Annotated in this window: 10 protein-coding genes and 1 pseudogene; 8 read left to right on the plus strand and 3 right to left on the minus strand. The window is 43.4% G+C overall.

Annotation, left to right across the window (positions count from 1 at the left end):
* Nucleotides 1-52: 52 nt before the first annotated feature.
* Together Q0393_RS10385 and Q0393_RS10390 are read right to left on the minus strand one after the other, a co-directional pair.
* Entirely contained in the window at nt 53-1021 is a 969-nt protein-coding gene (locus Q0393_RS10385) for a hypothetical protein (RefSeq protein WP_298979995.1), read from the minus strand.
* A 185-nt stretch (nt 1022-1206) separates the two neighbouring features.
* Nucleotides 1207-2367: a PepSY domain-containing protein gene (locus Q0393_RS10390; protein ID WP_298979996.1), complete on the minus strand. Its 1161-nt coding sequence runs from the start codon at nt 2365-2367 to the stop codon at nt 1207-1209.
* Between the two features lie 118 nt (nt 2368-2485).
* On the opposite strand from Q0393_RS10390, the gene Q0393_RS10805 reads away from it, so the two are divergent.
* The 7 genes from Q0393_RS10805 (at nt 2486) to Q0393_RS10420 (ending at nt 8716) form a co-directional block, all read left to right on the plus strand.
* On the plus strand, nt 2486-2602 hold the full coding sequence (locus Q0393_RS10805; RefSeq protein WP_367179185.1) for a helix-turn-helix domain-containing protein: 117 nt from the start codon (nt 2486-2488) through the stop codon (nt 2600-2602).
* 112 nt (nt 2603-2714) lie between these two features.
* The gene (locus Q0393_RS10395) at nt 2715-3404 is read left to right on the plus strand and encodes a hypothetical protein (RefSeq protein ID WP_298979997.1); all 690 of its coding nucleotides are present in this window, start codon (nt 2715-2717) and stop codon (nt 3402-3404) included.
* Nucleotides 3405-3448: 44 nt separating this feature from the next.
* Nucleotides 3449-4174 (plus strand): hypothetical protein, encoded by a 726-nt coding sequence (locus Q0393_RS10400; protein ID WP_298979998.1) that lies wholly within the window; start codon nt 3449-3451, stop codon nt 4172-4174.
* Between the two features lie 310 nt (nt 4175-4484).
* A complete protein-coding gene (locus Q0393_RS10405) occupies nt 4485-5378 on the plus strand; it encodes a DMT family transporter (protein WP_298979999.1) in 894 nt (297 codons plus the stop codon).
* Between the two features lie 321 nt (nt 5379-5699).
* Complete coding sequence (locus Q0393_RS10410) at nt 5700-6413, plus strand: vWA domain-containing protein (RefSeq protein WP_298980000.1); 714 nt, start codon at nt 5700-5702, stop codon at nt 6411-6413.
* Nucleotides 6414-7027: 614 nt separating this feature from the next.
* Nucleotides 7028-8134 (plus strand): alanine racemase, encoded by a 1107-nt coding sequence (locus Q0393_RS10415; protein ID WP_298980001.1) that lies wholly within the window; start codon nt 7028-7030, stop codon nt 8132-8134.
* A gap of 141 nt (nt 8135-8275) precedes the next feature.
* Nucleotides 8276-8716 (plus strand): pyrimidine dimer DNA glycosylase/endonuclease V, encoded by a 441-nt coding sequence (locus tag Q0393_RS10420; protein ID WP_298980003.1) that lies wholly within the window; start codon nt 8276-8278, stop codon nt 8714-8716.
* A 399-nt stretch (nt 8717-9115) separates the two neighbouring features.
* Here the strand turns inward: Q0393_RS10420 and Q0393_RS10425 are convergent.
* A pseudogene (locus Q0393_RS10425) lies at nt 9116-9427 on the minus strand (formate--tetrahydrofolate ligase); the annotation flags it as partial.
* Between the two features lie 745 nt (nt 9428-10172).
* On the opposite strand from Q0393_RS10425, the gene Q0393_RS10430 reads away from it, so the two are divergent.
* Nucleotides 10173-11574: retron Ec67 family RNA-directed DNA polymerase/endonuclease (locus tag Q0393_RS10430; protein WP_298980004.1), on the plus strand; the 1402-nt coding region annotated here is incomplete at its 3' end.

The raw sequence follows: 11574 nt of genomic DNA on the forward strand, positions 1-11574 counted from the left end.
CGCGCTCGTCGCACCTCTTGCCGCGAAGGTAAAATTTAGTTATATCCGCCATTTATCGCTCCTTATCCAATATTTGTTTTATTGTTTTCTCTTTTTCATCGTAGTAGTATTTATACAACAAGTTGTATTCTAGGCTTTTGTTAAATTTCATATTTTTATCTATTACTATAAATAGGAAGCTATAATTAACATGGAGCGGTAGATATTTTATAGGCGTCTCAAAATCATCTATTTTATAACTCGCTTCATCAATTTTTATTCTATTTTTATATTGTTCATACCTATGGCAAAAAATATCATAATTTGGACTACTCGGCTCAATATATGTATAAAGACTCAAAAATATCGAATTTATTGGCATAACAAATACAATATCCGTATGGTTAAAACCAAAATTATTATCAATTTCCAATGAATTGTTGAAAATTTTTTCTGTTAATATAATTTCCCTAGATTCCCTATCCCTATAACTATCCTCATCAATATCATTAAAAAATATTCCGTACTTTAAGGAGCCATCTTCCAAAACCAAATTTTCCTTATCTTCCCAAGGATATACGACTTCGGTTTTAAAAATTTCTTTATCTATATAGGTCTCGGCATCTTGTATCGCTTTGCCGTTTCTGCAAATTTTTGAGCCCAAATCCATAAGATAATCTAAATTTAGCCTTTTATCTATCTTGTAAAATTCGCATTTATCATCGGGGCGTTTATCGCTATGGCATTCTGAATAACGGATCTCTACGCCGCCGCCGATTTCGTTGGCCGTATCGCCATATTCCTTTTTAACTGCTTTAATTCGTCTATCATATTCTCTTTTATTAAAGTTATAAAAAAAGTGCCAATCTTTAAGCATACACTTTAACGCCCTATCTTTAAGCTGTATATCCGTAAGATTGCCATCCATATTACATATCCATTCATATGGATCGGTTTCTTCTTTTTCGACCAAATAAAATATTATGCCGGAAGAACATATTATTATGATGAAGGCTAAGCACAGATAATATCTCGTTTTCAAATTTCGCTCCTAAAATTTTCCGCAATATACCTCACATAGACTTAATCCGCGATAATTTTAGAATGTCTCAAATATCGTTAAATCAGAGCTTTTGCTTGATCTACTCTAGCAAATTTCATCTCAATGCTTTGTAGGTATTCGGCTCTCTTGCGCGCTCGTCGCACCTCTTGCCGAGAGGGTAAAATTTAGCCGGGCTTTCCCAGCTTAAACGCCCTTTTTACTGTCATATAAAAGCCGCTAAAGATAAAAAGCGCCATGCAAAGCGAAACGAGCGACCATAAAATTTTACCCGCTAGCCCGAAAAAATAGCCCGTGTGAAGCTGATAGTTCGCATCTTTAAACTCGCCCACGGTGATACCGTCCGTCTGCTTCTGCTGTGCGACTTTGCCCTCCTTTAGCTTCACGCTCGCGCCTTTTGGACGGGCGGTAGCGGGCGCGTCGGGCTCGTAGTATCTGACGCCGATCTTATCTCCGGCTGCGAGCATTAGGGTAAATTCTTTATACTCTATTCCGCTTGATCTGAATATCTCATAACCCCTCTGCACGTCGCTAAATTTATACGTATCGGGCTTTTTGCCCTCCTCTTTAGCAGGTGCGGCGGCGTGATCTTTAGAAGCGACGGCTTTAGGCGCGCTAGCTTGCGGTAAATTTTGCGAACTTACGAAAAGCTTCATCACGGCATCGTTATACCAGCCGTACGACCAATTAAGCCCAGTCAAACAGATAAGCAGGTAAATCACTGCACTTAGCGAGCCTAGGCTCGTGTGGAGATTATAAAAAAGAGCGTATTTTTTGAGTTTAAAATTTGGCTTTATAGCTTCGATAAATTTACGCTTTAGCCTTGGAAAATGCAGCCAGACGCCACTTATTACGAGCAGTATCATCGCTGTGGCGCTCGCGCCTACGATCTGTTTGCCGACCTCGGCCGCGGTTTTATTGCCGCTTAGCGCTAGGCCCAAATTTCGATGCAGCGCCATCACCGTTAGCACAAAGTCCGTGCCGCGATCCTTGCCGATGATCTGCGCGGTGTATGGATTGACCAGATACGCATCATTTCTGTTTGCGTAAATGACGAAGGCTTCGTCATCGCTTTTGGGCACGACGAGCCTTACGGGCTGCTTAGCGCCCGTTTGCTCGCTAAAGCTTTGCAGGATTTTCTCCACGCTTTGCATTTCGCCCGTTTTTTCGACCTTTTTAGAGCCCGCGTTTATTAGCGCCTCAAACTCGTGCTGATACGACAAAATCGCGCCCGTAACGCCTATGATAAGCAGCGGGATAGAAAAAACGATCGACAAAATCAGATGGACGTTAAACAAAATTTTATTGCGCTTCAAAAGCGAGCTCATTGTAGATCCTTGCGAGATAAATTTAATCTTTATTTGATTGAGGTTCGCAATTATATTGTGCGATTTTAAATATTTAGATAATTATCATTAAGATTTAGGCTGCGATTTAAGGCGCGTTATGGCATCACAAGAGCGCCTAGGCACCTCGCGCAACGTCATAAACCGCGTGCTGCAAGATCTCAAAGCTAAAAATTTAATCCGCCTTTCGCGCGGTAAGATCACGCTAACGAGGTAAAATTCTAATTGCGATTTATAAAAAGCGCACTTAGAATCTCGTAAATTTAGAAATTTTGCGCTAAAATTGCCAAAAACGCGAGCTTGCGTAATCCAAAAACAAGGTCATTATTATGTCGCAAAGTATAGTCGAGTTTGCTACGATAATCCTTTATGTTACGATAGGCTTTTGCCTTCTTGTTTCATTGCTTGATAAAAACAGATCATTCAAAACCGTAGATCACGGAACTCTGTTTATCTCCACCGATCCGCTCTTAAAAATGCAGATGTTTATAATGTGCTTAAGCCTCGGCGTAATCACCCTATCCAGCCCGAACGTAGCAAAACACAACGGCAAGCCGATACCTTGCTTTTACACCCATGATAAAGTTTGCTCGCAAGAGTATAAAGCGGCGGGCATAAATTTAAGATGCTTCGAAGAAGGCGATCCCAGATGCGTGGATGGGTATCTGCAAATAAGCAGGCCCAGACTAATACTTAGTAAAATCGGATCGGTCTGCGTCATAATTTTTTCCTTCATCGTGCTAATTCAAAAAGGAATCAGAATAGATAAAAGCGGCATCTGCAAAGAATGGGAGATTCTGCCGTTTAGGCATACGGAAAAGATATACTTTGACGAGATGAACTACGCCACATGGTTTATAAGAGGCGTAAAAATAATCAGCATACGAGGCAAAATTAGCGGTGTTAAATTCGGAGCGGGATATTTGTATGCACAAAAGGATATAGATTTTTTGCAAAATTTTATATTAGAAAAGCTCGCTGAAATTTCAAAAGTCGAAGCGGTCGAGCGAAACGCCTAAATTTAAATATATCGTCGTAAAATATCCGCAATGAAAGGAGCCGCATGAGGCTTTTATATTTTGTGCTTTTTGCAAATGTAGTGCTATTTGTACTTTGCGGTTTAAAAAACTTTCTGTTTAAAAGCAGCGCTTCTTATAAAACCGTGCAAAATGGCGCCTGGCTCATACCGCCTAGCCCTGTAGCCAAATTTACGCTCGTCATATTCCTTTTATCTTGGGGGTCGATAGTGGCGTTTGACGAGCCCTGGATAAAAAGGATAAAAGGTAAAGGTAAAGTTACATGCTTTGACGCAAACGACCCTTTATGTATAGACGGCTTCTTACACAGAAGTGGCGACGAGACCGCACTCGTGATCGCGATGGGCATTGTTTTGATACTTATATCCCTATGGCTATTAACCGAAAAAGGGGTCATCATAGACAGCCGCACCGTAAGGAAAGAGTGGAGATTTTTGTCGTTTAAATTTAGCACAAAGATCGATATAGAAAACGCCCTTACGGAGAAAGGAATGAGGGGCGAGATGCCGATTTTGATAGTAGAAGACGGGCAAAGCGGAAAAAATTTCACGCTCTCATTCCCATACGCACAGCAAGATATAAAATTTATCGAAGCAGAGATAAGAAAGAGGCGCTATAAGATGATGAAATCAAAAGAGGCAAAGACCCCCCCCCTTAAATCCGCGCTCAAAAAAACTATAAGCTTAAAAGGTGCGAATGAGCGCGCAAACATAGAAATTCTAAAAAATGACAAAGAGGGCGCGGGCGATTAAATTTTAAATTTATCCACGCGCGAGCAATAGCTATGAAAATTTATGACAAGCCGTAGCAAAGCAGCATAATGATCGCGCGAGTAGCAGCCGTAAAATGTACGCGTAGCGAAGCGGCGGCAACGAGTGTGCGAACAAGTGTGGGCAAACACAAAAAAATGAGCCCAACGTAAGCCCAAAAGACGAGCCGGACGCTTAAAATTTAACTCGCGATTTTAAAATCCGAAATTCCAAACCGCTCCGCCAAAATTTAGCCTATTTTTTACCTAAAATTTCGTAAAATTACGACTTTAAATTTTCAAAAAGGACGCAGATGAATAAAAATTTGGAATTTAGAGCCGATATCGGAATGCTCTTCGTAGCGACCGCTTTTGGGCTCGGGTATCTGCCCACCTCGCAGGCGCTTGCGAGCAACAACGTCTTCGTGCTGTTATTTTGGCGCTTTTTCGCCGCGAGCATCATCGCAGGCGCGATATTTTTCCCGAAGCTCAAAGCGCTCACTTCGCGCGAGATCAAGCACGGCGCGGTGCTTAGCCTGTTTTTATTCGCGGGCTTTACGTCGCAGACCTTCGCTTTTAAATTTGCGCAAAGCTCCTCCGTAGCCTTCATCATCGGCCTAAACGTCGCGCTCGTACCCTTCATCGCCGCGGCGCTGTTTAGGCATAGAATTTACTCCTACGCCTACGCGGGCATCGCGCTTGCGATCGCTGGGCTCTATCTCATCGGCGACACGCAGCTAGGCCTCGGCAAGGGCGAAGCGCTGGCGCTAGTTTGCGCGTGCGCGTATTCGTTTCACATCGTGCTGACCAACCGCTTCGTGCAAAGCTGCGACGTAGCGGGCATCGCCTACGTACAGATCCTCTGCTTAAGCGTGCTTTGCTGCTTTGCGGCGATCTTTTTTGAAAGAGTCAGCATCGTGCCGGTGATGGATAGAAGCTTTTTCGTCGCGATGGCGGTAATCTGCCTGCTGGGAACGGTTTTTGGCTTTTTCGCGCAGGCCTTGATGCAAAAATACACGACGCCCGTAAAAACCGCTCTGTTTTTCACACTAGAGCCCGTAACGGCGGGCATTATGGGCGTATTCGTGGGCGGCGAGAGGCTAAGCGCGATGCAAATTTTAGGCGCGGCGCTCATCCTATCTGGCGTCTTAATAAGCGAGATCGGAAGCTACCTCAGCGCAAAACGGAGCAGATCCGCAGACGTTTGATTTTGCGGCGCCGTAAATTCCATAAATTCCACGCCACGTGGAATTTTGCGTCGTAAAATCCCGTGCCGCATAAATTTGCACGCGAATTCCATATCGCATAAAATTCTGCGCCTTAAAATTTCGCGGTGAAATTCTGCGCCATGCAAAATTCTATGTCACGCCGAACTTTGCGGCGTCTCTCGCAAGGATACGTTAAAATTCCGCAATAAATTTCGTATTAAAATTTACCCAGCAAAGGCGTGCAGCGAAGCTTTAGCGATAAAATTTCATTGCTTAAGCGATACAATAGTAAAATAACGGAATTTTAACAAAGGAGCCCCTATGAAAAAAATCATCCTTCTTGTTGCCGCGCTTGCGGGCATATTGTTTGCCAAAAGTGTAGAGCTCGCCACACCGCCCGATCATAAAGACGGCGTAAATCACCTGGAATTGGTGCTGATCTTAGACAAATCAGGCTCGATGAGCGGGCTTGAGAGCGATACGATCGGCGGATTTAACTCGATGATAGAAAAGGAGCGTAAAGAGGGCATCGACGCCAGCGTCACGACCGTGCTTTTTGATACGAAATTTAATGTCATCCATGATCGCACGCCGCTTAAGAAGGTCGAAAACCTAACGTCTAAAGAGTACTACGCCGGCGGCAACACCGCGTTACTGGACGCCGTCGGCAGCACAATAGCGCGTATCGAGCGGGTGCCGGATATCTATGCCAAAAACAATCGCGTGCTTTTCGTCATCATCACCGACGGGATGGAGAACTCAAGCCGCGAATACTCCAAAGCGCAGATCAAAAAGATGATTAGCGACAAGCAGAAGAAATACGACTGGGAATTTATCTTTTTAGGCGCTAATATCGACGCCGCGAGCGAAGCGCAAAGCATCGGCATTAAAAGCGAAAACGCCCTAAAATACGAGAATTCCAAAGAGGGCGTAAGTAAAAATTTCGAAGCGGCAGCCGAGATATCCAAAGACGTAGCGACCGACAATAAAGCAAACTCGAAATGGCGCGACAAGGTGCTACAAGATAAAAAATAGCGAGGCGCGCTAAAATGAAGTGTCACTTCGGAAACGAGCGGCGGCACTAAAATAGACGGCGGTGTAAAAACACAGACGGTAGCGCGAAACGAGCTTTAGCAAAAAAATGCGGGCGGCGGCACGGAAACAGAGACAGCAGCGCAAAACGGCTAGTGCGTCGGATCGCTCGCCGAAAAATTTAACGCGAATATGCGCCGCAAGAAAAACGGAGCGCACGAGGAATAAAACGGCGTGAAGCGGAGCCGAGAACTCCGTGAGCCTAGCGGTACGGCGCGTGTATTGATTTTTTACTCGGCGCATTTTAGAATTTTATTTTGACTTTTTCATGCGGCGCGCGGTATTGCTTTTACCGGCGCTGCTTTGTGCGGCGCGGAAACGCAAATCTACTCGCCAAATTCAAACGTCTCGCGCATGGCGCCGATTTACGGCGAGCAAACCGCTATTTCGCAGACGAAGCTAAATTTGCGGCGCGCAAATTCCATATTTTGCGAGAAGCGCGTAAATTTCGCCCTTTGCAAGCGGCGCTAAATTTTAAAATTTCGCCGCCGCAAAACGGGCTCAGCCACTAAGCGCGGACGCATTAAAATTTCGTAAATTTAACTAGGAGGAAGCCTATGAAGGTATCGGAGATCGACACGCCGGCGCTGCTGATTGATCGCGAAATCGCGCTTCGCAACCTGCAAAAGATGCAAAGCTACGCGGATGCCGCGGGCGTGAGCCTGCGCCCGCACACCAAAACGCACAAAATGCCCTATTTCGCGAAGCTGCAAAAAAGCATCGGCGCTGCTGGCATCACGGTCGCCAAAACGGGCGAAGCCGAGATCATGGCGGCAAACGGGCTGAAAGATATATTTATCGCAAACGAGATCGTGGGCGAGCTGAAATTTCAGCGCATCATCGCGCTTTTGCGCGCGGGGATAAACTTAAGCTTCGGCGCAGATAGCATAGAGCAGGCGCGCCTGATAGAGTGCGCCTTTGAGCGCAGCGGCACGAAGGCCTGCGTGCTTGCCGAGATCGAAGTGGGCGAAAACCGCTCGGGCTTTGTAGAAAAGCAGGATTTCGCGGCGTTTATAAAATTTCTAAAAGGCTGCAAAAATATCGAATTCCGCGGCGTATTCTCTCACGACGGCCACTCCTACAAGGCCGCTGGTAAAAGCGAATGCGAGCGCATCCATCTAGCCGCGCAGCGCCGCACGCTGGAGTTTGCGGATATCGCGCGCGAGCTGGCTCTGCCCGCACGCGTCGTTAGTATCGGCTCGACGCCATCGCTCATAAATGATTTTGAAATTTTAAAGGGCGTCACCGAGATCCGCCCGGGCACCTACATCTTTATGGACGCCTCGCAAGCGCAGGCGTACGGCGATTATTCGATGAATGCGGCGAGTATCCTTACGACCGTCATCAGCAGGCCTACGACGGATCGCATCATCACCGACGTCGGCGCCAAGGGGCTCACGCAGCAAAGGCGCGCCGAGGGCTTCACCGCCACGCCCGGGCTCGGGCGCATAAAGGGCACGGATGTGTGGATAAATGGCGTTTACGACGAGCACGCGATCATCTACGACAGAGTGCTGCGAGACGCCGTGCGCGTGGGCGATCGGCTCGAAATTTATCCGAACCACATCTGCCCCGTCGTAAATTTACACGAGTTCGCCTATCTCGTTAGCGGCGACGAGGTCGTAGAAAAGATCCCCGTGCTATGCAGAGGCAAGCTACAATAAGCGAGAAATTTAAATGTGCGGCGAGGTAAAATTTAGCCTCTAATCTAGGGTGCGGCCAAATTTAAGACGCGAATTTATCGCCGCTCAGGCTGCGGCGCAAAGCGCGCCGAATTTGACGACGAAATTTAACGAAAGGCGAAAATGAGACTTTGGACGATAAGCTTTAAATATCTCGACGCAAAGGGGCTCGTGGCGCTGTGGCGCGAGGCGCTGCTAGCTAAAAACGTGCTGGCTGGGCTTACTAAAGGCTACAAAAATCACCCGCAGCTTGACCGCTTTTACACGCATGAAAACGCGCAGGCGGCAGTAAATGCGTATCTGGCGGAAGTTTATGAGGAGGGCTGCGCTCGCGGGTATAAATTTGACGCCGCGAAGGTGGGCGAATTTGACGCGCGAAATTTGGCTAAAATCAGCGTCTCTCGCGGGCAGATCGAGTATGAATTCGCCTTTTTGCAAGAGAAACTAAAATCGCGCGACATCAAGGCATACGAACGAAATTTGAGCGTAAAAAATATAGAAATCATAGGCGTTTTTGAGGAGGTTGCAGGCGGGATTGAGCCGTGGGAGAAGGTTAAAATTTAGCTCTGTTTCGCGCAGGATTTTTGGCTTGCCTAGGCAAATTTGATCAATAAAAACGCCAAAATACGTTACGTTGATTTTCCCATAAATTTGACGTAAAAATCTCAAATTTACGATTAGTGGGATTTGCCAAAAAGGCAAGCAATTTTATCCGCTTTGGCGAGAGATTATGGGCAATTCGTCAAATTTTAAAAGACAAACCTAACGTCAAATTCTCGTCAAATCAGCCTCTGTTTTTAAAAATCAAAGCCGATCCGCAAAATCCCACGCTTAAAATTTACCCGCAAGCGAGCGAATTCAGCCAAATTTTGCAAATCGGCAACTCCACTCCTCTCTCATCTGAGTACCTGCGAATGCTAAGCTTAAACCCCAAGGCGGGCGCGCAAAAAATAAAATTTCAGATCACGCCAATCCGCTTATAACGCCATCGTCCGTAATCCTCATATTTAGCGCGTTAGGAACCTTCGGCAGCCCCGGCATAAGCATTATCTTGCCGCAAACGGCTACGATGAAGCCCGCTCCCGTGCGGATCTGAAGATCTTTGACGCTGAGCTTAAAGCCGCGTGCACGCCCGAGCGCCTTGGCATCGTCGCTGAAGCTATATTGCGTCTTGGCGATGCAGACGTTTAGCCGCTCAAGCCCCAAGGCCTTGATGTGCTGTAGCGCCTTTTGCGCCTCAGGCTCAAAAATGACCTCGCTCGCGCCATATGGTTTAAATTTTACTTCACGGCGGCGGGCTATCCGCATTCAAAAAGCGGCGCCTATTACATTATAAAATTTCGCCACCTCGCGACAGCTGTCAAACGGCGCATTAAATTTACAAAACGCAAAATTTCAAAATTTCGCGCAGAGCTGTATCTTTACGTGGCGCGCTGCCAAATTTCTACGCAAAAGCAGCCTTCGCAAAAGCGGTATATCAGGCGGTAGCCTGCTTTCCGCGTACTTTGGCATAAGTAATGAGGGCATAGTGCATGAAGTCGGCGAAATAACTTATAGTCGCTCGGGTACGGGAAATACACTTTATATCCTTTAAAACGACTACGAAACCACATTTACCGATATCGATGGATTCTGCATGTACTGCATTATTTGGTAAATCTCAGCGACTTGGTCTTTGATATGACGGAGCGTGGATAATCATCAAAAGCTACGATTATATTGCCGATATGGGGGTAGAAGGGGAAAAGATAGCACGAAAAACCCATCGCAAAATACGGCTGGCATAAAGATATTTTCTAAAGTCATAAAAAGCTTATTAAACTGATAAATTTTTACTCAATGAGTTTAATAGTTAATTAAGCTAAAAGTATTTACAATTTCAAAGATGTGTGGCTAGATTTTGTGTTTGTGTTTCGCAAACGTTGACTAAAATGTTGGCAAACTTTGCTACATGCTTACAATAATGCAATTATTTTGTATAATGAGTTGCCACACATTCTGATTTTTCCTTTGGATAGTTATGCTTAGTTTAAAAGATGTAAAAACAAGAAAAGATTTTGCTGTTTTTTTGGGAATTGAACTTAAATTATTAACCTACATACTTTATCACATTAAAGTGGAGAATTTATATACTACATTTGAAATACCAAAGAAGAATGGTGGCACTAGAATCATTAATGCGCCTGATAAGAAGATTTTAAAAAAAATACAAAATAGACTAATGAATAAGCTGTATAACTATCAAAATAAGATCAAAAAAGATGAAAATATAAAAATTAATATCTCTCACGGTTTTGAAAAAGGCAAAAGCATAATAACTAATGCTAGAATCCACAGAAATAAGCGGTTTGTTTTAAATATAGATTTAAAGGACTTTTTCGCTAGCTTTCATTTCGGTAGAGTTGTTGGGTTTTTTGAAAAAAATATAAATTTCAGAATCCCAAAAGATATAGCAATTATTATAGCTCAATTATGTTGTTACAAGGGTTCTCTTCCGCAAGGAGCCCCGACTTCTCCAATTATATCAAACATAATATGTAATATATTTGATATGCGAATATTAAAACTTGCTAAAAAATATAAGCTTGATTATACAAGATACGCAGATGATTTAACATTTTCTACCAATAATAAAGATTTTTTGAATATATATAATGAGTTTTTATTGTGTATTTCGAAAGAAGTAGAAAAGGCGGGCTTTTGCATTAACCAGAAGAAGACTAGGCTTTTCTATAAAGATTCAAGACAAGAAGTTACTGGATTGGTTGTTAATAAAAAATTAAACGTCAGCCATGCATATTATAAAACAACTAGAGCAATGGCGCATTCATTTTATAAGAATAAATCCTTTAATATTGATGGCAAAGATGCCACCATGAATCAACTTGAAGGAAGATTTGCTTTTATTAATCAAATTGATCGGTATAACAATATAATCAATATTAATGATAATAAACATAACGATGGTAAGAAAAGTAATGATAAAAAGTTAAATTGCAGAGAAAAAGAATATCAAAAATTTATTTTTTATAAGTATTTCTTTGCTAATCAAAAACCACTCATTATTACAGAAGGAAAAACGGATATATTGTATTTGAAATCCGCAATAAAAAGTCTATATGCATATTTTCCAGATTTGATTAAAAAAAATAGTAATGACGAATTTGAATTTAAAGTATCATTTTTAAGAAAAACAAAGAGGCTTGAATATTTTTTAAATTTTGTAAAAGATGGAGCGGATTCAATTCAAAATATCTATAGGTTTTTTGTAGGACGAGAAGTTGTAAATTATTCTGAGTATTTTAAAAAAATAACAAAAGATATAGCTGCAAATCCAGTCATTCTTATTTTTGACAATGAAATACCTAATAATAAGAAGCCTGTAAGGAAATTTATAAATTTTACCAATAAGAAAGAATTTG

Origin of the sequence: uncultured Campylobacter sp. (genome assembly GCF_938015785.1) — a bacterium.
Taxonomy (GTDB): domain Bacteria; phylum Campylobacterota; class Campylobacteria; order Campylobacterales; family Campylobacteraceae; genus Campylobacter_B.

Excerpts from the sequence above, each read along its gene's own strand:
- Q0393_RS10410 (WP_298980000.1), top strand. The coding sequence starts at position 5,700 with ATGAAAAAAATCATCCTTCTTGTTGCCGCGCTTGCGGGCATATTGTTT.
- Q0393_RS10400 (WP_298979998.1), top strand. The coding sequence starts at position 3,449 with ATGAGGCTTTTATATTTTGTGCTTTTTGCAAATGTAGTGCTATTTGTA.
- Q0393_RS10395 (WP_298979997.1), top strand. The coding sequence starts at position 2,715 with ATGTCGCAAAGTATAGTCGAGTTTGCTACGATAATCCTTTATGTTACG.
- Q0393_RS10415 (WP_298980001.1), top strand. The coding sequence starts at position 7,028 with ATGAAGGTATCGGAGATCGACACGCCGGCGCTGCTGATTGATCGCGAA.
- Q0393_RS10405 (WP_298979999.1), top strand. The coding sequence starts at position 4,485 with ATGAATAAAAATTTGGAATTTAGAGCCGATATCGGAATGCTCTTCGTA.
- Q0393_RS10420 (WP_298980003.1), top strand. The coding sequence starts at position 8,276 with ATGAGACTTTGGACGATAAGCTTTAAATATCTCGACGCAAAGGGGCTC.
- Q0393_RS10805 (WP_367179185.1), top strand. The coding sequence starts at position 2,486 with ATGGCATCACAAGAGCGCCTAGGCACCTCGCGCAACGTCATAAACCGC.
- Q0393_RS10390 (WP_298979996.1), bottom strand. The coding sequence starts at position 2,367 with ATGAGCTCGCTTTTGAAGCGCAATAAAATTTTGTTTAACGTCCATCTG.